Genomic DNA, 21,395 nt, shown 5'->3' on the forward strand with positions numbered 1-21,395 from the left:
TGACGATAACGCCGTGTGAACCTCGTTAGCTTTGCCACTGGGTCACCGCCGAACCCCAGCAACATAGCGCATGTGACGGTCTCCGTCCCAAGGAGACGCTGCTCTTATCAGTTAGTCACGCGAGCGAAGGTGCAGAATCGCGCTCCACAAAACTCCGCCTCGCAAACTCCTCCGCTGGCCGGGCAAGGGAGAGGTTCTGCGTCTCGCTCAAAGCGAGCACGCTTTGCGTACCGAACCCTACGGACTTATGCTGTGGCAAAGAGTCGACGGTCGCTGAACCCGACGGGAGGTGAGTCGATTTTCCGTCCGTCATCCTGAGACTCTGTGAATCATTCCAGGGCGCTCCTACTCTGTGCGGGAGACGGAAAACGGCCGTTTGCCAGGTGCTCACTTACCTCGGAATGACGAACCAAAGACGGCAGCCTTCACTCGGCATGACAATCAGTGACATCAGTAAGATCGTGCCAGCGGCGCTATAGTCGCGGACAGGAACGAGCGCCCGCGACTAGAAAAACTTCTTCAGCTGATCGAGCGGATTCGGCGGCGGATTGTTGTTGCCGCCCCCGCCTCCACCGCCGTTATCGCCGCCGCCCAGCAAGCCGCCCAAGCCCTTCTTGCCCAGGAACTTGTTGATCGCCTTTTGCCCCTGCGCCTCGACTGCCCGGCTTCCCGCCTGCTGCACGAGTTGCTGCACGTCGGGCAGAACGCGAGGCTTGGGCAATTGGCCGACGACCTGCAGCGGGATACTAACTTCGCCGTTGTTGTTCGTGACGTACACGATATTCTGCCGCTCACCAACCAGCTCCTGGGTGAACGGACGCGAGAGCGTGATTATCGCAGCCAGGTCGATGTTCTTGTCCATGTCGAACCAGCCGTCGCCGGTCATCCCGTAGTCAACGTTCTTGATAACGATGTCGTGCGAGGTCAGCCGCGGTCCTTGCAGCACGAAGCTCAGGCTCGCGCTCTGGATGTCGGTGTCGGGGTTCGAGAACAACTCGGGATGCTTTGCGATGATCGCGGGCGAAATCAGGTTGCCGATCCCCGGCAGGTTCTGGACCTTCTTCAGCGCATCCGCCGCCACGTTGACGCCGACCAGCTTGCCGTTGGCGAGCGCGACGCGGCCATTGCCGCGGAAGGTCGGCTTCATCTGGTCGAAGGTTCCGGCCACGCCGGACACAGTGATGTTGCCGGTCACCGATCCGCGCACCATCCCCGCCGCTTTCGAGTCCTGCGATTGCAGCGCCTGCTGCACATCGATGCGCGAGAAGTTGATCGCGGTATTGAAAGGCGCCTTGGCCGCGAGCTGCGTGTCGGCCGTCGCCGCGATCGAGCCTGAGAACGCATTCACCCGAAGCGACGTGACACGCGCGCTCTTGCCCGCAAGTGAACCGTCGAGCGCGAGACTTTGATAAGCGACTTTCGCGAGATTGCCCGAGGCCGAGGTAACGTGCGCATTCACGGCCGGGCCTGCATCGCTCATCGCGACCGAGCCGTTCGAGGCAAGTTGATTTATCTGCTCATCCGGCGGCCGGCTCGGCACGAGATCGGCCAGATGAATCGCGTCGGCATTGAGCTGATACGTCAGCCGCACCGGCTGAATCGACTCGACGTGACTGCTGAGCGTTCCGTGGGATTGACCGAGATTGAATGTCAGTGGACCGACCTCTGCGGTGTTGCCCGCGAGCTTAATCGTGCCGCTGAGACCGCCGAGTGGCGGCGCTTTCTGATCCGGTATCGCGAGCGCGACCGACGTGAGGACCACGGTGCCATTCGCCGACGGTTTGCCCCCAACGAGCGCGGCGTTCACGTGAACTTCGGTCTTGCCGCTGAGATCATATTTCGCGATCGGCGGAACCAGCTTGCCCAGCGGGGCGAGATCGAAACTGTCGGTATCGACGCGCGCCGACATCGGCGCGAGCCGGATATCAGTCGCCTTGAGATCGATGTCGCCGAGCGTCACTTCGGCCAGTGCGATTTCGATCTTCGCTCCATTGCGTGTGCCGTCGGCCGAAACCTTGAGCGGCAGACTCGCGGGCTTGCTGAAGGTGTCGCCGAAGCTGATCTGATTCGCTGTCAGATCGGTTGTCGCGGTGAACTTGATCGCAGCCACGGTGCCGTCGGCAGTCGCGTCAACGGAAAGCGGCTGCGCGATCGTGAGCTTGGGCGGAATCGACTTCGCCAGCATCGCGATCGATTTCAATGAATCGAAATCGATCGGCCCGACAGAAACCTTGGCCGAGAGCGGAATCGCGTCGACATTGAGCGCACCTGCCTGCATCACCGGACCGACATTCGCGCTCACGTTGACGTTCGACTTGTCGCCGAGCGCCGCCATCGCGAGGTCAACTTCGAAGGCCTGATCGAAAGCGAAGTTGCGCACGTGCAGTTCGATGGAGTTCACTGTCAGCTTGGTGCCGGTCGCCTGCTGCTCGAACACGAGCTGGCCATCCTCGACGGTGAAGTTCTTGACGTAGAGCGAGGGCAGCGCGCCCGGCTTCTTCTCACCACCTGCCCCTTCGAGCGGAGTTCCGCCCGCGGCGCCGCCTTGCTCGGCGCCAGTCGGCTGCGGAGGAGCGACGTGCTCCTCGTGCTTCTTGCCGATCGTCGAGACGTTGAGCTGGCCGTCACTGGCCTGGATCACGTTGATCACCGGCTTTTCGAGCACGACCTCGGTGATATCGAGATGCCGCGACAAAAGCGGCATCAGGTTGAGCTTGGCCGAGACCGTATCGGCCTGGATAAACGGCTGTTGCGAAATCGCGGGATCGTCGGCGACTTTCAGATCCGAAACTTCGGCCGACACGCCCCATCCGAGCGAGGCCTTGATTGCGCCGGCCTGCACATCGCGGCCGAGTGCGTTGCTGACCGCTGCCAGCACCCGGCCCTGGTTGTCCGCGATGATCGAATTCAAATTGAAGTAGGCGTAGAGCAGAACACCGAACACTCCGATGAACACCAGGCCCAGCAGGATGAAGACGATCGTGATTGCCTTGCGCATCGATTCCTCAAGTTTCGCGAGCGGCAGACTCGCGCACGAGTCTAGTAAATGTGTCGCAGCCGATCATCCGCGGCGCGCCCACGTCGAGAGAAATAATCGGATGGATACCGACATCACATCGAAAGCCGGATATGATCGTTGCGCTCACGATGGCGAAGAAGAAAAAGCGCGGCAGCGAGCGTGACCATACGGCCAGGCGGCCGGAGCCCAAGGAAGCCTTCGCGTCGCCATTTCGCGACTTAAAGAAGATGCTCGCGGAGCGGCAGATCGTCGCGCCGGCCGGCGCGAAGAAGATTGTCGCTCCGCCACCGCCTCCACCCAAGCCCGAGCCCGTCACCGAAAACGAGGAGGACATCTTTCGCCGCGCGGTTGAGGGCGTGCGGCCGATCACCAACGGGCGCGCCGCGCGAATCACTCCGGAGCTCACGCTTAATCACACGATCGTCAGCGAAGACGCCGAAGTACTCGCGCAGCTCTACGATCTCGTTACGGGTCAGGGCGAGTTCGATATCACCGAGAGCGACGAATACGTCGAGGGCGCGCGCGTCGGGCTCGATCCGCGGCTGTCGTCGCGGCTGCGCCGCGGCGAATATGCAATGCAGGCGCATATCGATTTGCACGGCATGATCCAGCCTGCGGCGAAGGACGCGCTAAGAAGCTTCATCCTCGATTGTGTGAGAAAGGGATTGCGTGCCGTGCTGATCGTGCACGGCCGCGGTCTCGGCTCGCCCGGCGGGCGGCCGGTTCTCAAACACGCGGTATCGCAATGGCTGGCCGGCGGCCTCGGCGGCCACGTGCTCGCATTCACCACGGCGCGCCAGCCAGACGGCGGCGCCGGCGCCATGTATGTCCTGCTAAGAAGAGAAAAACGCCGCGGCCCTTTCGACGTCCTCCAAGGCGCAAAGCGCCGGGATTAATGAGCGCGGCCAAAAGAACGAGGCGGCGAGGTTTTCTCGCCGCCCGTTGTCTCGGACCGTTGCGAACCTTAGATCTTGCCCTGTAGAAAGAATGCGATCACGAGTGCGTACAGGGTCAGCGCTTCGATGAAGGCGAGGCCGATGATCATCGGGGTGAATATCGCGCCCGCGCTGTTGGGATTGCGGCCGATTGATTCCATCGCCGACGCGGCCATGCGGCCCTGGCCGAGCGCCGAGCCGAACGCCGCGATGCCGATGCCGATATTCGCGGCCAGCGCGATGAGTCCCGCACGCCATTCGCCCCCCGCTTCGGCGGGTCCCGCGCCCTGCTGCGCGAGCGCGAGCAGCGGCGAGGTCAGGATCGCGATCCCGACCAGGGTGGTGATTGTTCCGAGTTTCCGAATCATGTTCCGAGTTCTCCTTCGCTATCGGGCCTCGTCAGCGCCGCGCGCCACCTCTCCTCATCTACCACCACCGTTTGCGGGCGCGAGCCGGGCCGCGTGAAAGCCTAGTGATGACTGGCAGCCAGTCGCACGTAACTCATCGAGAGCACGGCAAAGATGATCGCCTGGATAATGCAGACGATCGAGCCGAGCGCGTAGAAAGCCAGCGGGACGATGAGCTTCGTCAGTCCCGTGAAGATGCTGAGCACGGTATGGTCGGCGAACATGTTCGCGTAAAGACGAATACCGAGCGAGAACGGACGAAACAGGTTGTCAGCGAGCTCAATCGGCAGCATCAGCGGCGCCAGGAACAGAACAGGGCCGAGGAAGCTACGCAGGTAAAACACGCCCTGACTGCGAAAGCCCTGGTAGATGTAATAGCCGAAACTGACCGTGCCGAGCGCGAACGTGAGATCGGAATTTCCGGTCGGCGGCTCCATCCCCGGGATCAAACCGAAGAAATTCGCGAACAGTATGAACATGAAGAGCGAGCCGAAGAACGGCACCATCGCGCGGTAACCATGAGTTTCCATCGCGGATGCAGTAAAGCCGTCGAACCACTCGACCATCACCTCGCATGCATGACGCAGCGTGAAACCTTCGTCGGGAAGCAGCGGATCGGTCGCGGCGGCGAGCGAGCTGCGCGCCATGATCCCGACGACGATCAGGATGCCCATGACGATCCAGGTCCCGACGATGACCTCGGGGATTTTTCCGCCGCCGATCAGTTCGAGGAAGTTTATCGATTTCGGCAAAGGCTCTCTCCGCGCACTCAGGCCGGTTGGCCGAGCGCAGCACGTCCGGTTTCAATAATGATGGCCGCCATCTGAGTCAAGACTCCGGCACCAAAGCCAAGACCGTCGATATGCCCGTGGCGGAAGACAAGGTACACGAGTCCGACGACGATCAGCATCTTGAGCGGAACCGCGGCGACGCCGAGCCGGGCCGCGCTGCCAGAAATTCCCGCGCCCGCCGCGGCCAACAGCAGACCACCGAGCGCACTCAGCACCCACAGATTGGCGACCACGACGAAGCCGCCGATTAGGCATCCGATCGCGGCGCTGGGCGAGTCGAGTATCGCGAGCGCCGTTGTCGCGACCGCGACCAGGACCACGTTCGTCCGCTGGATTGCGGCGATGGTGGGAATCCGCCCCGAGAGTGTCATCTCACGAACTCTTGTTGTCGCGCTGAAACGCCGAAAGCTCCGTGATGAGCCGGTAGAATCCAGCGAACATCCCGAGCAGAAACATCACGAGCGTGATGTAGGGGTCGGTGTGAAAGTGCAGGTCGGCGTAATGGCCGATAATCGCGCCCGCGATCATGGGCCCCGCGAACTCCCATCCGATTGCGGCCATCCGCGCCATCTTGCCGGTGCTCAGCGCCATTGCGGCTAAGCTTCGCCCGGCACGGCAGTATCGCGCAAGCCCAACAGCGCATCGCGCGCCGCAGTGATCGTCTGGTCTATGATTTCGTCGGTATGCGCCATCGAGAGGAACATCGCCTCGAACTGCGAGGGCGGTAAGTTGATGCCGCGCTCGAGCATCGCGTGGAAAAATCGCGCGAAGAGTTTCGTGTCGGACTTGCGCGCATCATCGGCGTCGTTGCACTGAGACGAAATTCCAACGAAAGGCGTGAGCAGCGATCCGGCGCGATTGATCGTGCAAGCGACGCCGACTTTCGCGAACGCCTCGCGAAACCCAGCTTCAAGTCGCGCTCCGGCCGCATCGAGCGCGTCGTAAGGCTGCGTTTCCTGGAGAATCTTGAGCGTCTCGAGGCCGGCGCGCACCGAAAGCGGATTGCCCGAGAGCGTTCCGGCTTGATAAACGGGCCCCTTCGGCGCGAGCAGATCCATCACTCGAGCAGTGCCGGCGACCGCGCCGACCGGCATCCCGCCGCCGATGATCTTGCCGAGCATCACAAGGTCGGGCTCGATTCCCATCGACTCGGATACCGCACCGAAACGAAATCGAAATCCGCTGATGACTTCGTCGCTGATCAGGAGCGCGCCATTGCGATGCGCAAGGTCGGCGAGCTCTCGGAGAAAATTCGGCAGCGGATTTACGACCCCCATGTTCGCCGCGATCGGCTCGACGATTACCGCCGCGATCGATCCGCGCTCCGCGGCGAACAGCCGCTCCACGCTTTCAACGGAGTTGTAGCGCGCGACCATCGTCAGCTCGGCGAGCTCCGCCGGCACTCCGCCGCTGTCGGGGATTCCGAGCGTCATGCCACCCGAGCCCGCCTTCACGAGCAGCGAATCGCTGTGGCCGTGATAGCATCCGTCGAACTTGACGATCTTCGAGCGCCCGGTTGCGGCGCGTGCGAGGCGAATCGCGGTCATCCCGGCCTCGGTGCCGGAGCTCACCAGGCGCACGCGCTCGGCGGATTTGATCGCGCTGCTGATCAGCTCGGCGAGTTCCACTTCGATCTCGGTCGGCGCGCCGAATCCAAGTCCGAGTTTCGCCTGATCAGCGATCGCAGCAACGACGCGCGGATGAGCGTGGCCCAGGATCGCGGGGCCGTAGGAGCATACGTAGTCAATGAAATCCCGGTCGTCGGCGTCGATAACGCGCGCTCCGCGTGCGCTTTTGATAAAAAGTGGTGCTCCACCGACCGCCGACCACGCACGCACGGGAGAATTGACCGCACCAGGAATCTTAACCGAAGCGCGGTTGAAGAGTTCACGCGAAGTTTTAGCGGCAAGAGTCTTCATTTCGAATTCCGTTGCATTGGTGCAACTACATTACACGATTTTTTTTTGCGTCAACCAACGAAAATTTTTCTCGCGCACGATCGCCGGCGCATGATCTGCGATCTCACGCGATCACGCACGTGCGCTCTGAGAGCCATCGTGCGCGATCACACGATCGAATCGAATTTTTTCGCGATTTCTATTTTGAGTCCGCTCGTGAATCCGGCAGCAAAAATTTCCTTTCGATTCGCGCGAGTAGCGCGCTACTTCGGAGCCAGTCTTGAGCTAGATGCATACTTCGATTATCACAGTTCCTTCGGCGCAAGACCTCCGTTCACGCACTGATTGAAATCATCGGAGAGTTTAACGTGCGCCATTTCGCTATGGCCTCAAAGCGAGTGCATGTCACCGCTGTTCTCGAAGAGAAAATTGAGGCTGGAAGAACCGATTCATCGCCGGACAAGTTGATAGTCCGGGCAGTCATCTCAATAAGTCGTCGGTCGCTGCGAAGGAAAAAGTACTTATCCACAGATGTGGATAAGGCTGTTCGTAATTCGTAAGCGATCGCGGCTGCGGAACCGTCGTGCCGGAGCCGGTGGGCATCTCCGGCAACAGGAGGGGCAAAGAATGGAAGTTTTGTGGGAGAAGGCTTCTGACCAACTCCGCGAGGAGCTCGGTCAGGTCGGGTTCGAAACCTGGATCGGTCCGCTCAATTTCCTCGGCATGCAGGGGCGGACGGCGACTATCGAAGCACCAAATCGATTTTTCCGCGATTGGGTTCATGAGCGTTATCTGCCGATCGTGCGTTCTGCGCTATCGACGGCGGCAGGCGAAAACGTCGATGTCAAACTGACGCTCGGCGAGAACGGCAATTCTACTTCGACCTCACGCACTACTACTAACGGAAAATCGATGACTCCGCATAACGGCATAGCGGTCGGCGAGACCGCCAGAGGCGATCGTCATCCCCAGTTGAATCCCCGCCAAACCTTCGCCGAATTCGTCGTCGGATCGGCGAACCAGTTCGCGCACGCCGCCGCACAAGCCGTGGCGACTCAGCCCGGTGAGAAATACAACCCGCTTTTCATCTACGGCGGTGTCGGACTCGGCAAGACCCATCTCGTCACTGCGATCGGCCACAGTATCTACGCCAGCGGTGGCAAGCCGCGCAAAGTCATCTTCATGCCGGCCGAGATTTTCATGAACGAGCTGATCGGCTCGCTGCGCCGAGACAGGATGGGCGAGTTCCGCGACAAGTTCCGCCGCGTCGATACGCTCATCCTCGACGACGTGCAGTTCCTGGCCGGCCGCGAACGCACGCAGGAGGAGTTCTTTCACACCTTCAATGCGCTCCATGCCGATCGTCACCAGATCATTCTCACCTCGGATAAAATTCCGCGCGATATCCCGGAGCTTGAAGGACGTCTTCGCAATCGTTTCGAGTCGGGCCTCATCGCGGATATCGCGCCGCCCGACCTCGAGACGCGCGTTGCGATCGTGCAGAAGAAGGCGATGCTCGAGAACCTGAGACTGGTGCCCGATGTTGCGCTCTACATTGCGCAGAGCGTGCAATCCAACGTGCGCGAGCTCGAAGGATGCCTGACGCGGCTAGCGGCGCTCGCCTCGCTCAACAAGTCAGCTATCACGCTCGACTTTGCGCGGCAGGCGCTCCAGGATCTGATTCGCAATCACGACACCAAGCCCGATATCGAGGCGATCCAGAAATGCGTCGCGGATTTCTTCCATATCAAACTCCTCGAGCTGAAATCGAAAAAGCGGACTCAGCACATCGCGTTCTGCCGCCAGGTCGCGATGTACCTGTGCCGCAAGCTGACGGATTGCTCGTTCCCCGTGATCGGCGAGCATTTCGGCCGCGATCACTCGACCGTGATTCACGCCCATAATCTGATCGCGCGTCGGGTAGGTGCCGACTCAGCTTTTCGGATCTCGATCGAAAAGATCGAGCGCGAGCTGAAAAACATCCACGCCCACGCCGCATGAAGAGTTGCTGAGAAGCTGTTGAGAACCTCTGCACAAGTTGCCCGCTATCGACAGCGCTTCGGCGCGCGGGCCGTGATCCGTCGATCAAGTGCCGGGCTCTCAACAGCTTTCGCGGTCACGAATCGTGAACAATCCCGCAGTGTTGCGCCACTCGTCAACAAATCAACACCGCCTACTGTTAATGCTAATCTTTTAGAAATAAATAAGATCTTAAGATCAGGATCAGGTTGGTAATTCATGGCACTTGTTATCGAGCGCGCAGCGTTACAAACGAGCCTCAACCTGGTGCAGGGAATCGTCGAGCGCCGGACCACGGTGCCGATTCTCGGACACGTGCTGCTTGAGCCGAACGGCAATTCGCTCGCGCTCAGCGCAACCGATCTCGAAGTCGGAATCCGTACCCAGGTCGGATGTGAAGGCAAGGAGAAGAGCCTCACGCTCAACGCGCGTAAGCTTTTCGAGATCGTGCGCGAAGCCTCGAGCGAGGAAGTGAACGTGACTTCGCTCGATAACGATTGGGTTGAAATCAAATGCGGCCGCGCCAAGTTCAAGATGATGGGCCTCGATCCGCGCAGCTTTCCCGCGATGCCGAGTCAATCGACGCGCGAAGGCGCCGCGCCGGGGAAGAAGAGTCTCAAGGCCGAGCTCACGATTCCCGCGCTGGTGCTCGCCGAGATGATCGACAAGACACTCTTCGCCGTCAGTCCCGATGAAGCGCGCTATAACCTCAACGGCGTGTACATCGAAGCCGCGGGTCCGAAGGCGGCGCGGATGGTTGCGACGGACGGCCACCGGCTTGCGATGGTCGAGCGCGAAGTGGCGGATTTCCAGATGGAAGGCGGCGCGATAATCCCGCGCAAGGGCGTCGGCGAGCTGCGCAAGATTCTCGACAGCAGCGGCGAAGGCGAAGTGAAGCTGTCGCTCGAAGGCCAGCTCGCGTACATGAAGCGCGGCAGTACGGAAGTGTCGATGCGCCTGGTGGAAGGCGAGTTCCCCGACTATCGTGGCGTGATTCCGAAGAGCTCGAAGTACAAGATCGCGGTTGATCGCGACGGACTATTCGCGGCGATCAGGCGCGCAGCGATTTTCTCAAACGAGCGCTATCACGGCGTGAAGTTCTCGCTCGCGCCGGGCTTGCTTACGGTTTCATCGACCAGCCCCGAAACCGGGGAAGCGAGCGAGTCGATCGACGTTGATTTCAAGGGCGAGGAATTTTCGATTGGCTTCAACTCGAGCTACGTGCAGCAAGCCCTAGGCGTCGTGCCGTCCGGCGCAGAAGTAGAGTTCGGCCTGTCCGACGACGTAAGCCCCGGCGTAATGCACACGCCCTCCGACTCGAAATACACCTACGTAGTAATGCCGATGCGTCTGTAATCCGCCTGACGCGGAGCGGAATCCAGAAACGACCTAACCTCTAACCCCTTCCCGCACGGGAAGGGGAACTGGCGGTGCTCCTCGACGGCGGTCTAATGAATATCCGATTAGGCCATAAAAAAGAGACCAGACGACAGCGTTAAGCAATTCGATGCCAGTACACCTCAGGCGACAGGATTTCTGAATCTCACTTGGAAGGCGGTCCCACCTTTACCAGGACATCCTTGTTGCGTAGTTCCGGTTCCTGTTCCCATGGAAAGGTTTGTTCGGTCAGTACGACCTGAACCGGAAAGCTCATATCCTCGAGATCGCGGCGGCGCGTTATCAGCCAGCCCACGTTGTTCTGCGCGACGGCTTTGCTGAGATCGTCTTTGTGAGCGTATATCGGGATTGGTTTCGGCGGATTTAGATAAAAGAGCGGTCCGAGGGTGTTGTAGAACACGATCTGATCGGTCTTGCCGCCGGTCTCCTGGAGCACGCGCAGCCCGAATGGCTTCTCACCGCGATATGCGTCCGCCGCGGGCATCGCAAAGATGAAGATGTAAACCATCGCGAGATAGGCGATGATGCTGGTCGAGATTGCGATTCGACGCGGCGTTATTTTGCCTATTACGTAGAGCGCCGATGCGACCGAGATCATCCAGAGCACTACGATAACCGCGCGTGCCGGCGCCGGCGGCAGCAAGGCAAGATGGCCCGGGAGGAGATGCTGCGGCGGCATCGTCATCCAGATCGAAGCCGCGCTCGCCGCCGCGATTAATCCGTAGCCGAACTTGATCAGGAACGCCGCAATCTTCGATCGCAGCTCGCCCGGATAGGCGAGAGTCCGCGCCACGAGCATCGCCGCCCCCGGCAGGATCGGCAGCAGATAATAGCTGCGGCGCGAGCCGGACAGCGTATAGAAAACGAAGGTCGCCCAGAAATACACCAGCGCGAAACGATCGCTGCGCGCAGGCTCCGCCTGTTCGCCGCGCAGATGATGCGTCTCGACCAGAGCCGCCGGCAACAGCACCGACCACGGCGCCATCAGCGCGAAGATCACGTACACGTAGAGGTAAACCGGCCCGCGATGGTCGAACGGGTGGAAGAATCGCACCACGTTCTCGCGATAAACCATCGCAAGTCCCTTGTCCGATCCCATGATGAGATTCGAAATCTGAAACGGTAAGGAATAGATCGCCGCACCGACCGCGATCGCGACGATCGACTTCCAGTTGAAAAGCCATCGGTTGTTCTCGATGACCCAGTTGATGCGCCGCGCAAGGCTGCCCTTGAGAAGTCCGTCGCCCAGCACCGCCCATCCGTTGCGCAGCGAGCAGTAGCTTCCTATCACCAGTATCGGCAGCACGAATCCGAGCAAGCCCTTCGTGAGCGACGTCAGCGCCATCACCACCCAGAGCCCGACGACCCACCATCCATCCTGGCGCTCCTCGTGATGATGAAAGAGCAGCAACGCGCCCAGCTCGCCGGTTAGAGTCTCGACATCGGCCGAAGCGTGCCGCGAAAAAAATACGAAGCTGAAGCTCGTCGCGAGGATAAATCCCGCGAGCACTCCTGTGCGCGAGTCGTAGAGCCGCCGCGTCAGCAGCATCAGCAGAGCAATCGCGCCCAGGCCCGCGATTACGCACGGCACTCGCGCTGCCGCTTCATTGAGGCCGCCGGTGAACGGCGTCGCCATCAGCACCAGCCAATACGAGCCGAGCGGCTTGTCGTAATACACGCGGCCATCGATCGTGGGCCAAAAATAATTGCCCGTGACCATCATCTCGCGCGCAATCTCTGCCCAGCGAAACTCCGAGGCCCAGAGCGCGCGCGCACCGAGCCGGGCAAAGAAAAGAATCGCGGCCATAACCAGCACGATGGCGGCAACCACCAGCCATCGGCGATCGTGGCGTGAAGCGGGAGTCTCAGCGGAAGCAATCGAAGGAGAAGCGGAACTCATCGAGCGCTGATTTTATTGCCACGCGCAGAGCGCCGCTATACACCAGGTCGCGCGTGCGTGGATGCCGTGATAACTTCTTTCTTGAAGGCAACTGAAGCGGTCTAAGCGCCGCGCATCCAACATTCTTCAAGCGAACATTGCCGATGAGCCAGAGTAACGAGCCCGGGCGCAAGCCGAATCGCCTTATCAACGAGCAGAGCCCTTACCTGCACCAGCACGCCTACAATCCCGTCGACTGGTATCCGTGGGGCGAGGAGGCGCTCGCTCGCGCCAAGGCTGAGAACAAACCGATCATGCTCTCGATCGGTTATTCCGCGTGTCATTGGTGCCACGTGATGGAGCGCGAGTCGTTCGAGAACGACGATATCGCCAAGCTCATCAATCAGTACTTCATCCCGATCAAAGTGGATCGGGAGGAGCGGCCCGACCTCGATCAGATTTACATGGACGCGGTGCAGATGATCACCGGGCGCGGCGGATGGCCACTCACGATGTTTCTCGCGCCGGACGGGCGGCCCTTCTTTGGCGGCACCTACTATCCTCCGTCGGATCGCGGTGGCATGCCGGGCTTCCCGCGCGTGCTGCTCGGCATCGCGAAGGCCTACATGGATGGTGCCAAGGAAGTCACCAACAATCTCGAGAAGCTGACCGAGGCTGTAGGCGCTCTCAGTAGTTATCAGCCTGGCGCGGGCGAGCTGAAGCCCGATCTTCCAGCGATCGCGGCGCGCGCGCTCGCGCAGCATTACGACAGTATCAACGGTGGAATCGGTGGCGCGCCGAAATTTCCCAACACCTTCGTGTTTTCGCTCTTCCTGCGCGTATCGCAGATCGACGGCGACGAGAGCCTTGCCGAGGCCGTGCGCAATACGCTCAAGAAGATGGCGCGCGGCGGCGTTTACGATCAGATCGGCGGCGGATTCCATCGCTACAGCGTCGACGAGCGCTGGCTGGTGCCGCATTTCGAGAAGATGCTCTACGACAACGCGCTGCTTGCGCCGCTCTACCTCGACGCCGGCCGCGCGCTCAACGAGCCCGAGTTCCTCGACGTCGCGCGCGAGATCCTCGACTACGTGCTGCGCGAGATGACCAGTCCGGACGGCGGCTTCTACTCGACGCAAGACGCCGATAGCGAAGGCGTCGAAGGCAAGTTCTTCGTCTGGACGCCCGAGGAGGTCGAGGAGGTCGTCGGCGACGATCTCAGCGAAATCGCCGAGCGCTATTTCGATGTCAGCGTCGAAGGCAACTTCGAGGACGCGAACATTCTGCATCGCACGATCGAGCCCGCCGACGCGGCGCGGATGTTCAAGAAGTCCGAAGACGAAATGGCCGACGCGATCAAGGCGCTGCGCAGCAAGCTCTTCGCCGCGCGCGAAAAACGCGTCAAGCCCGGGCGCGACGACAAGATCCTCGTTGCATGGAATGCGATGATGATCTCGGCATTCGCCGCCGGCGCGCGCGCGCTCCACGAGCCGCGCTACCTCGAAGCGGCGAAGCGCGCGATCGACTTCATCATGACGAAGATGTGGGACGGCCACGCGTTCAAGCGCTCCTTCAAGGACGGCGTCGCGCGCTTCAACGCATACCTCGAAGATTACGCGCTGCTTACGTCGGCGATGATCGACGTTTACGAAGCCTCGCTCGACGTGCGTTACATCGAGCGCGCGCGTCAGCTCGCCGAGATCGTCCTGGAGCGCTTTCTCGATCGCGCGCGCGGCGGTTTCTACTTCACCTCCGATGATCACGAACAGCTAATCACGCGTTCCAAGGCCGCCTTCGACGGCTCGACGCCGTCGGGCAACAGCGCGGCGGTGATGGCGCTGCTGAGGCTCTACGGCTACACCGGCGAAGAGCGTTACCGCGCCGAGGCCGAGCGCACGCTGCTCCTGCTGCGGGAGCTTATCGAGAAGCAGCCGTTCGGATTCTCGCACCTGCTCGAGGCCGTCGATCTTTACCAGCGAGGGCCGACCGAAGTTGTTCTGATCGGGGAGCACGGCGATCCGGAGCTCGAACTATGGCTTGAGCGGCTCGCCCTGCTCTACGTTCCGAACCTGGCGCTGTTCGTGATCGATCCAAAAACCCAGGACCGTTTCGTGCCCGAGCCGGCCCGCGGCAAGACGCAGATCGATGGCAAGCTCACCGGGTATGTTTGCCGCGAGCGGGTCTGCACCTCGCCGATGACCACGTACAAGGAACTCGAAAGCGAACTTATCGGCTGACGCGCCGCGCATGATCGACGATCGCGCAGCATCGAAAGACGAGGGTATCCTCGCACCCGTCGCCCCGCCGATCATCGTCAATCGCGCCGGCCGTGCCGCACATCCTCCCTTACGTGTCGTGCTCCTCAACGCCGCCAGCGGCCGCGAGCTCGAGGCAATCGCTGCCTGCCTCAAACGTCCGCCGCTCAGCGACGCATCGATCATCCTGCTGTGCGAGATGGACTGGCGGATGCGCCGCTCGGGCCATCGCGAGCTCGCCCGCGAGCTGGCCGATACGCTCGGGATGAGCTTCGCCTACGTGCCGGAATTCGGTATCCGCCAGGCCGACGCATCGTATCGCGAAATCTACATGGGCAATGCGATCCTGAGTGCGGAGCCGTTCGAGGACGTGAAAGTGGTTCCGCTGCCGCGTCCGATTATCAACGGAAAAGTCTGGCGCATGAACCAGCCCGGGCTGAAGCTCGTGGGGCGGCCCGCGGGAATCGTCGCGCACGCACGCTTCGCCGGTCATCGCCTGATGATGGGCGTGGTGCATCTGCACAGCAGGTGCAGTCCTGCCGAGCGCGGCCGCCAGATGGCGGCGTATATGAAGGGCCTGCCGGAACACGGGCCGGCGGTCTTCGCCGGCGATCTCAACACGACGACGATCGAACTCACCTCGGGGCCGAAGCTTCTGCACGCCGCATCGCGGATTCTTCTGACGCCGCATCGCTTTCGCGCACCCGAGCGGCACGAGCCGCTCTTTCAATGGATCGAGGCGCGCAACTTCATCACGCGCGGGGTCAACGTCCCGCGCCGCCCGACGTTCACGTTCTCGAAGCTGATCCCGCCCTTCCTGCGCCCCAAGCTCGATTGGATCGCGATCAGATCCGTGAAACCCATCGAAGGCTCCGCCCAGGTAGTCCCAGCCCGCCGCTCCCTGTTTGGCCAGCGCATCTCAGATCACGACTTCGTGATGGTCGATATCGATTTGTGACCAACTGCCGGATTTTGCGTCTTTTGGGGCAACTCTCCAAATGGCGCATCGCAAACGCTAGTCTCCGATGAACATTCGGCACGCGTCGCGCCTCGGCGCATCGGAGAATTCAACTTATGAATTTCCTACTCTATTGGGGGAGTGTCAGTCAGGTTCTGTTTGTAATCGCGGTCTTTGGCGGAGGCAGCGTGGCCGGCCTCTGTCTCGTAAGGTGGCTGGTGCCGCTCGATCGTCTGCAGAAGAACCATGAAGTCGGCGGTATTACATTTGGCGTGCTCGGCGCCTTTTATGGCTTGGTGCTGGCTTTCGTGATCGTCGCCGCCTGGGAGCGCTTCAACCAGGCCAACTACAGCGCCCACGACGAAGCGACCGCGCTCGAAAGCCTCTACACGCTGGGCGCTGCCCTTCCGGACCCTGAGAAGACCGCGCTCGATTCGGCGGTCCTCGACTATTCCAACACCGTGATCGAGAAGGAGTGGCCGGCGATGGCTGCCGAACACTTCCAGGGCGGTAAAGAGGGCGCGCACCGACTCTGGTCGGTAGTGCTCTCCTATCATCCGAGCGACAGCCGCCAGCAGCTAATCATGGACAAGGCAATCGATCAGCTGAGCGCGCTGAGTCTCGCGCGCAGCCAGCGATTTCTGTTCTACGATGACGACCTGCCGTCGGTCGTCTGGACGGTGATTTACCTGGGCTGCCTGATCACGATTGGTTTCAGCTACTTCTTCGGCAGCAACGTTTTTCGCGCGCAGATAATGATGTGCGCTTTTTTTTCGATTCTGCTCGGCATGACGATACTGGCAATTTTGGAATTGGCGCATCCGTACCAGGGCGTGGTTACGATCTCCGACGAGCCATTCCGCTACGCGCTGGCGCGAATGGAGGAAGCAAATACCTACAAGATGGCGAAGGCAGCCATGCCCGATTTGGGGTCAACTTTCTGATTGGTGACTGTCGATTTGGAGGCGCGGACGATGGCTTTCAATGGACTTGGACTTCATCTGGGCAACCTTTGGCGGCTCTCCGGTGCCGAGTCGCGCTCGATCTGCCCTGAAAATCCGACCGGCGAAAAGGGGATGGCGGCGCGCGAGGTGCCCGATGCGAAGAGCCCCGCACGCGATCTCGGCCGCGGATGGAAAGTCCGCCCCTATATCACGATCAAGCCGGGCGAAGTCGCGGTGCTGGCCGACATCAAGGGCATGGGCGCGATCCAGCAAATCTGGATGACGCCGACCGGCGCGTGGCGCTCCAGTATCCTGCGGGTTCATTGGGACGACTCGCCGAATCCCTCGATCGAATGCCCGGTCGGCGATTTCTTCGCCTGCGGATGGAACCGTTATGCGCAGATCTCGTCACTCGCCGTATGCGTGAATCCTGGCAGCGCCTTCAACTGTTACTGGGAGATGCCGTTTCGCAAGCGATGCCTGATCACGATGACCAACGTCGGCGACGATGCGATGATCCTATTCTACCAGGTGAACTACGCGCTGACCGAAGTTGCCGAGGACGCTGCCTATCTCCACGCGCAGTTTCGCCGCGTTAACCCACTGCCATACAAGAACGTCTATACGATCGTCGACGGGATCCGCGGGCAGGGCCAGTATGTCGGCACCTATCTCGCCTGGGGCGTGAACAACAACGGATGGTGGGGCGAGGGCGAGATCAAATTCTTCATCGACGGCGACGGCGAATTCCCGACGATCTGCGGCACCGGCACCGAGGACTACTTCTGCGGCTCTTACAACTTCGATGTTGGCAAGGAGCAGGGCGGCTATCGCGAATTTACGACGCCGTACTCCGGCCTCGCGCAGGTGATCCGCCCCGACGGTCTCTATCGCTCGCAGATGCGCTTCGGGATGTATCGCTGGCATATCCCGGATCCGATCCGCTTCAAGCGCGATTTGCGCGTGACGATCCAGGCGCTCGGATGGGCCGGCGATCCGTTCAAGGGCGCGAAGTTCCTGCCGCTGCAGGACGATATCGCCTCGGTCGCCTTCTGGTATCAGGCGCTTCCGCACACGCCGTTTCCGGCGCTGTCGTCGCCCGATTATCTCAGAATCGTGTGAGACTCAGGCCACGACATGATCGGAAAAGCCGTCCACGTCGTGAGTCATGATGAGCAGGTCGCGCGGCCGCCCGTTGCGATCCTCGACCCAGTCGGTCAGCACGGCCTCGACCTGGAAGCCCAGCCGCTCGAACGCAGCGCGCGCCGCGGCCTGGTCGGGCGTCATCTGCGCCGTGATCTTCTTGAGCCCGAGCGACTTGGCGAGATCGAAAATCTCCGTCGTCAGCCGCCGCCCGAGTCCCGAGCCGCGAAAGCGCGGCGATGCGTTGACGCGAATCTCGCCGATGCGCCGCGTCCATCGCGCCTGGTCCTGATGCAGACTCGCGTAGCCCGCGAGCTCGCCCTCAACTTCCGCAATCAACGTGACAGTCGTGCCGTTCTGAATGTTGGCGATCCATTGCTTGACCACGTCGCGATCGGTGATGTCGATGCGCAGGAAGAGCAGGTCGTCGGCAGGCAGTTGTCCCGCGAACGCGATTATCTTGTCGAGGTCCGTCGGCTCCATCAGGCGAATCGTCGCCTGCTTGCCGTCTCTGAGCGGTATCTGAATCGGGTAGGGACGATTGGTTTTGATCGGCTGAGCCATCGTGGCAACCTCCGCGCCGAAGCTGCTTTCGCAGATCGCTGCGTATCCTCGCAACAAGTTCGCGCCTTGGGCAAGAGCCGGATTCGAATCGCGAGCGCAAATCTTGTTTGGACATTTCAGACCGCGCCTGCCAATCTGACGATGAGCCGCGGGTCTGGGCTGAAGCTTGGCCAAATCGCGCCTGCGAGTCGTTTCAAAAGGAGGTCATCGGAACATGGCTGAAGACAAGCCTGGCGCGGCCCAGGATCTCAGCTACCGCCTCTCGACGCAGGACGCGAGTTTCATCTACGCCGAATCGCAAAGCGGTCCGCTGCATATCGGCTCGATCGGCGTGTTCGAAGGCCGCGTCGATTTCGCCGCCTGCATCGCGCATATCGAGGAGCGCATCCACCAGGTGCCGCGCTATCGCCAGCGGATCGCCGAGGCGCCGTTCAACCTCGCGCACGCGATGATGGAAGACGATCCCGGCTTCGCCGTGACAAATCATGTCTTCCGTCACGAGCTGCCTGACGGGCTGAGCGAAGAAGACGCGATCGCCGAGATGATGCGCGACTTCCAAAAGCCGCTCGATCGCAAGCGCCCGCTCTGGGAGCTGCATAACTACGAGAACTTTCTCGGCCAGCATACGGCGCTGATGTGGAAGGTCCACCACTGCCTCGTTGATGGAGTGTCAGGCGTCGAGCTCCTGAAAGTCATGTACGATTTCCGCGCCGAGCCTGAGCCGATCCCGGAGCCGAAGCCGTGGGTTCCGGCCAAGCCGTCGGGACTCATGAAGCGCTTCGCGCTCGCGATGCGCGATCGGGTGCGCGGCGCCGTCGACAACGCCGTCCGCACCGTGATCGAAGTAGCTGAGGAGCCGAGCACGTTCGTCGAGCAGGCACGGCTGGTCGGCGAGGCGGGCCGCGTGATGTCGCAGCTCATGACCCGGCCGATCATGGCGGCGCCGTGGAACGGCGTGCCAGTCACGCAGGAACGCGTGCTCGCATGGTCGAAGCAATCGTTCGCGGATTTCCGCGCGATCCGCTCGGCCTTCGGCGGCTCGGTCAACGACGTCGTGCTCGCGATGCTGACCGAGGGCGCGGCGCGCTACCTCGACCATCATGGCTACAAGGTCGAGGGCGAGCAGCTCTGCATCGGATGCCCGGTCAACGTTCGCCATCGCGAGGAGAAATCTTCATTGGGCAACCGCGTCTCGATGATGTTCCCGGTCGCGCCCGCCGCGCCGATGGACGTGGTCGAGCGCCTCAAGCTCATCAACGAGGAGACCGAGCGTATCAAGGCCGCCGGCTCGGCGCAGGCGCTGGAGTCGCTGCTCACGCTTGGTGACAATTTGTCGCCGGTGCTAATTGGCATCGGCTCGCGAATCGCGACGACCGCGATCGATGCCGCGGGGTCGTTCGCCAGGATCGCGGGATGGAAGCCGCGGCCCAACGGCTTCGCGCTGCCTGCTGTCGGCATCAACTTTATTGCGACCAATGTGCCGGGCGTGCAGGTGCCGCAGTACATGAACGGGCACATCTGCCTCGAGATGATTCCGCTGGTGCCGCTCGGCGCGACGCTCGGCTACGGCGTCGCGATCCTGAGCTACAACCGCTACCTGTACTTCGGCATGATCGCCGAGCCGCGCGTTATGCCCGACGTCGCGCTGATGAAGCAATACGTCGATGAGGCGTTCGAGGAGCTCAAGCGCCGCTGCGAAGATCAGCTTGGCGCCTCGCTCGGCGAAGCCTACGGCCAATACGCTCGCGCCGGTGGCTGAAGTTCCGCATGCCTCCAACCGCGATTGATTTGGTGCCGCAGCGATGCGGATGGGCGCGTAACGATCTCGCTCTTCGCTACCACGACGAGGAATGGGGCGTGCCGGTTCACGACGATTTGCGCTGGTTCGAGTTCCTGCTGCTCGAGGGCGCGCAGGCGGGGCTCAGTTGGGACACGATACTGCGCAAGCGCGAAAACTATCGCGCCGCCTTCGCAGCTTTCGATCCGGCACGCATCGCGAAGTTCGATAAGCGGCGAATCGCGAAGCTGCTCGCCGACGAAGGAATCGTGCGCAACCGCCTGAAGATCGCGTCGGCAATCACCAATGCGAAAGCATTTCTGACGGTGCAGGACGAATTCGGCAGCTTCGACAAATACATTTGGCGCTTCGTCGAGGGCCGCCCGCGCATCAACAAGCGGCGCGCGATGAAAGACGTCCCCGCCACGACCGCGGAATCCGACGCGATGAGCAAAGATCTCCTCAAACGAGGCTTCCGCTTCGTCGGCTCAACAATCTGTTACGCCATGATGCAGGCCACTGGCATGGTCAACGATCACGTGGTGGATTGCTTCCGTTATGCCGAGTTATCGAAGCTGAAGTGAACGGGCGCTCTCCTGATCGAGTACCAGCAAGCGCGTCTCGACCCCGTCGTCCGGCACGGTTCGATTGTTGCGGAAGTCGCGGAAACCGTGGTCGAGCAAAAGCCGCCAGAGTGCTTGTGAGCTGCAGCCGGCGGCGCGCAGCCAATAGTCATTGAACTCGCACAGGACCGCGCCGATCGCGCGCCGCGCCAGCAGCTCCGTTGCGCCACGCAGCACGGCGGGCTCGTGACCTTCAACGTCAATCTTGAGCAAGTCGATTCTATCGATCGCGAGTTCGGCGGCGAGATCGTCGAGCGTGCGGACCGCGACGAACTCGAGCGGATCAAGCCCGCCATGCGCCACCATCGTTGGGGTGAAGTTGCGTTGGTCGCCGCAGTAAAGCGGCGCGCATCCTTTCTTGTCGCTCAGTCCGCCGTGGAAGATCCTGACCTGCGGCAGGCGGTTTCGGGTGACTAGATACTGCAGGTGTTCGAAGGCGCGCGTGCTTGGTTCGACCGCGATTGCGCAACCGCTCTCGCCGACTACGCTCGCCGCGAGTGCTGTGAAATAGCCAACGTTCGCGCCCACATCGACCATCGTCATCCCAGGGCGCAGAAATCGCCTTACATAGCGCGTATCAGAACGCTCGAAGCATCCGAGATAGATCATCCGCTGAATGTGCTCGCCTAAGTCGAGCTTCATCCGCAAGCTGAAGACCTGCGCGCGATGCTCGCCGGCCGCGGGCGCGAATCGATTCACAAGATGAATCTTTCCGCGGAACTGGATCGGCCGAAGGAAATCAAAAACGCGGTCGCTCGCCAACATTTTATCGATCAGGGTCACAA

The 21,395-nt window shown here is 61.2% G+C and carries 18 protein-coding genes; 9 read left to right on the forward strand and 9 right to left on the reverse strand.

What is annotated here, in order from left to right:
* Nucleotides 1-505: 505 nt before the first annotated feature.
* Nucleotides 506-2,998, reverse strand: coding sequence for an AsmA family protein (locus VMA09_11375; GenBank protein HUA34198.1), 2,493 nt, complete (start codon nucleotides 2,996-2,998; stop codon nucleotides 506-508).
* 149 nt (nucleotides 2,999-3,147) lie between these two features.
* Between VMA09_11375 and VMA09_11380 the strand changes: the two genes are divergently transcribed.
* The gene (locus tag VMA09_11380) at nucleotides 3,148-3,915 is read left to right on the forward strand and encodes a Smr/MutS family protein (protein ID HUA34199.1); all 768 of its coding nucleotides are present in this window, start codon (nucleotides 3,148-3,150) and stop codon (nucleotides 3,913-3,915) included.
* Between the two features lie 68 nt (nucleotides 3,916-3,983).
* Here VMA09_11380 and VMA09_11385 read toward each other — a convergent pair whose 3' ends face one another.
* The 5 genes from VMA09_11385 to hemL form a co-directional block, all read right to left on the reverse strand.
* Nucleotides 3,984-4,322 carry an ATP synthase F0 subunit C gene (locus VMA09_11385; GenBank protein HUA34200.1) on the reverse strand — a complete coding sequence of 113 codons (339 nt, stop codon included), beginning with the start codon at nucleotides 4,320-4,322 and terminating at the stop codon, nucleotides 3,984-3,986.
* 101 nt (nucleotides 4,323-4,423) lie between these two features.
* Nucleotides 4,424-5,113, reverse strand: a complete 690-nt coding sequence (gene atpB / locus VMA09_11390; GenBank protein HUA34201.1) for a F0F1 ATP synthase subunit A — start codon at nucleotides 5,111-5,113, stop codon at nucleotides 4,424-4,426.
* 17 nt (nucleotides 5,114-5,130) lie between these two features.
* Nucleotides 5,131-5,523, reverse strand: coding sequence for an ATP synthase subunit I (locus VMA09_11395; GenBank protein ID HUA34202.1), 393 nt, complete (start codon nucleotides 5,521-5,523; stop codon nucleotides 5,131-5,133).
* Between the two features lies 1 nt (nucleotide 5,524).
* Entirely contained in the window at nucleotides 5,525-5,743 is a 219-nt protein-coding gene (locus VMA09_11400) for an AtpZ/AtpI family protein (protein ID HUA34203.1), read from the reverse strand.
* A gap of 5 nt (nucleotides 5,744-5,748) precedes the next feature.
* The gene (hemL, locus tag VMA09_11405; protein HUA34204.1) at nucleotides 5,749-7,071 is read right to left on the reverse strand and encodes a glutamate-1-semialdehyde 2,1-aminomutase; all 1,323 of its coding nucleotides are present in this window, start codon (nucleotides 7,069-7,071) and stop codon (nucleotides 5,749-5,751) included.
* 606 nt (nucleotides 7,072-7,677) lie between these two features.
* On the opposite strand from hemL, the gene dnaA reads away from it, so the two are divergent.
* On the forward strand, nucleotides 7,678-9,051 hold the full coding sequence (gene dnaA / locus VMA09_11410; protein HUA34205.1) for a chromosomal replication initiator protein DnaA: 1,374 nt from the start codon (nucleotides 7,678-7,680) through the stop codon (nucleotides 9,049-9,051).
* Between the two features lie 237 nt (nucleotides 9,052-9,288).
* Nucleotides 9,289-10,425 (forward strand): DNA polymerase III subunit beta, encoded by a 1,137-nt coding sequence (gene dnaN / locus VMA09_11415; GenBank protein ID HUA34206.1) that lies wholly within the window; start codon nucleotides 9,289-9,291, stop codon nucleotides 10,423-10,425.
* Nucleotides 10,426-10,612: 187 nt separating this feature from the next.
* Here dnaN and VMA09_11420 read toward each other — a convergent pair whose 3' ends face one another.
* Nucleotides 10,613-12,367, reverse strand: coding sequence for a glycosyltransferase family 39 protein (locus VMA09_11420; protein HUA34207.1), 1,755 nt, complete (start codon nucleotides 12,365-12,367; stop codon nucleotides 10,613-10,615).
* Nucleotides 12,368-12,510: 143 nt separating this feature from the next.
* Here VMA09_11420 and VMA09_11425 point away from each other — a divergent pair, with 143 nt between their 5' ends.
* From VMA09_11425 to VMA09_11440, 4 genes are all read left to right on the forward strand, one after another.
* Nucleotides 12,511-14,583, forward strand: a complete 2,073-nt coding sequence (locus VMA09_11425) for a thioredoxin domain-containing protein (GenBank protein HUA34208.1) — start codon at nucleotides 12,511-12,513, stop codon at nucleotides 14,581-14,583.
* Between the two features lie 10 nt (nucleotides 14,584-14,593).
* The gene (locus tag VMA09_11430) at nucleotides 14,594-15,559 is read left to right on the forward strand and encodes an endonuclease/exonuclease/phosphatase family protein (protein ID HUA34209.1); all 966 of its coding nucleotides are present in this window, start codon (nucleotides 14,594-14,596) and stop codon (nucleotides 15,557-15,559) included.
* 116 nt (nucleotides 15,560-15,675) lie between these two features.
* The gene (locus tag VMA09_11435; protein ID HUA34210.1) at nucleotides 15,676-16,503 is read left to right on the forward strand and encodes a DUF4239 domain-containing protein; all 828 of its coding nucleotides are present in this window, start codon (nucleotides 15,676-15,678) and stop codon (nucleotides 16,501-16,503) included.
* A 30-nt stretch (nucleotides 16,504-16,533) separates the two neighbouring features.
* The gene (locus VMA09_11440) at nucleotides 16,534-17,625 is read left to right on the forward strand and encodes a glycoside hydrolase family 172 protein (GenBank protein HUA34211.1); all 1,092 of its coding nucleotides are present in this window, start codon (nucleotides 16,534-16,536) and stop codon (nucleotides 17,623-17,625) included.
* Between the two features lie 3 nt (nucleotides 17,626-17,628).
* On the opposite strand, the gene VMA09_11445 is transcribed toward VMA09_11440, so the two are convergent.
* Nucleotides 17,629-18,210 carry a GNAT family N-acetyltransferase gene (locus tag VMA09_11445; GenBank protein ID HUA34212.1) on the reverse strand — a complete coding sequence of 194 codons (582 nt, stop codon included), beginning with the start codon at nucleotides 18,208-18,210 and terminating at the stop codon, nucleotides 17,629-17,631.
* Between the two features lie 214 nt (nucleotides 18,211-18,424).
* On the opposite strand from VMA09_11445, the gene VMA09_11450 reads away from it, so the two are divergent.
* Both VMA09_11450 and VMA09_11455 read left to right on the forward strand, forming a co-directional pair.
* Nucleotides 18,425-19,969, forward strand: coding sequence for a wax ester/triacylglycerol synthase family O-acyltransferase (locus VMA09_11450; GenBank protein ID HUA34213.1), 1,545 nt, complete (start codon nucleotides 18,425-18,427; stop codon nucleotides 19,967-19,969).
* A gap of 8 nt (nucleotides 19,970-19,977) precedes the next feature.
* A complete protein-coding gene (locus VMA09_11455) occupies nucleotides 19,978-20,571 on the forward strand; it encodes a DNA-3-methyladenine glycosylase I (GenBank protein HUA34214.1) in 594 nt (197 codons plus the stop codon).
* Here VMA09_11455 and VMA09_11460 read toward each other — a convergent pair.
* A complete protein-coding gene (locus tag VMA09_11460; GenBank protein ID HUA34215.1) occupies nucleotides 20,554-21,309 on the reverse strand; it encodes an FkbM family methyltransferase in 756 nt (251 codons plus the stop codon). The two genes, VMA09_11455 and VMA09_11460, sit on opposite strands and share 18 nt — an antisense overlap.
* Nucleotides 21,310-21,395 lie beyond the last annotated feature (86 nt).

This window comes from Candidatus Binataceae bacterium, assembly GCA_035508495.1.
Classification (GTDB): Bacteria; Desulfobacterota; Binatia; order Binatales; family Binataceae; genus JASHPB01.

What these genes read in the sequence shown, in the direction of transcription:
- VMA09_11440 (HUA34211.1), top strand. Translation starts at nt 16,534, where the DNA reads ATGGCTTTCAATGGACTTGGACTTCATCTGGGCAACCTTTGGCGGCTC.
- VMA09_11385 (HUA34200.1), bottom strand. Translation starts at nt 4,322, where the DNA reads ATGATTCGGAAACTCGGAACAATCACCACCCTGGTCGGGATCGCGATC.
- VMA09_11430 (HUA34209.1), top strand. Translation starts at nt 14,594, where the DNA reads ATGATCGACGATCGCGCAGCATCGAAAGACGAGGGTATCCTCGCACCC.
- dnaA (HUA34205.1), top strand. Translation starts at nt 7,678, where the DNA reads ATGGAAGTTTTGTGGGAGAAGGCTTCTGACCAACTCCGCGAGGAGCTC.
- VMA09_11395 (HUA34202.1), bottom strand. Translation starts at nt 5,523, where the DNA reads ATGACACTCTCGGGGCGGATTCCCACCATCGCCGCAATCCAGCGGACG.
- dnaN (HUA34206.1), top strand. Translation starts at nt 9,289, where the DNA reads ATGGCACTTGTTATCGAGCGCGCAGCGTTACAAACGAGCCTCAACCTG.
- VMA09_11455 (HUA34214.1), top strand. Translation starts at nt 19,978, where the DNA reads ATGCCTCCAACCGCGATTGATTTGGTGCCGCAGCGATGCGGATGGGCG.
- VMA09_11420 (HUA34207.1), bottom strand. Translation starts at nt 12,367, where the DNA reads ATGAGTTCCGCTTCTCCTTCGATTGCTTCCGCTGAGACTCCCGCTTCA.
- VMA09_11400 (HUA34203.1), bottom strand. Translation starts at nt 5,743, where the DNA reads ATGGCGCTGAGCACCGGCAAGATGGCGCGGATGGCCGCAATCGGATGG.
- VMA09_11435 (HUA34210.1), top strand. Translation starts at nt 15,676, where the DNA reads ATGAATTTCCTACTCTATTGGGGGAGTGTCAGTCAGGTTCTGTTTGTA.
- VMA09_11375 (HUA34198.1), bottom strand. Translation starts at nt 2,998, where the DNA reads ATGCGCAAGGCAATCACGATCGTCTTCATCCTGCTGGGCCTGGTGTTC.
- VMA09_11450 (HUA34213.1), top strand. Translation starts at nt 18,425, where the DNA reads ATGGCTGAAGACAAGCCTGGCGCGGCCCAGGATCTCAGCTACCGCCTC.
- VMA09_11425 (HUA34208.1), top strand. Translation starts at nt 12,511, where the DNA reads ATGAGCCAGAGTAACGAGCCCGGGCGCAAGCCGAATCGCCTTATCAAC.
- VMA09_11445 (HUA34212.1), bottom strand. Translation starts at nt 18,210, where the DNA reads ATGGCTCAGCCGATCAAAACCAATCGTCCCTACCCGATTCAGATACCG.
- hemL (HUA34204.1), bottom strand. Translation starts at nt 7,071, where the DNA reads ATGAAGACTCTTGCCGCTAAAACTTCGCGTGAACTCTTCAACCGCGCT.
- VMA09_11380 (HUA34199.1), top strand. Translation starts at nt 3,148, where the DNA reads ATGGCGAAGAAGAAAAAGCGCGGCAGCGAGCGTGACCATACGGCCAGG.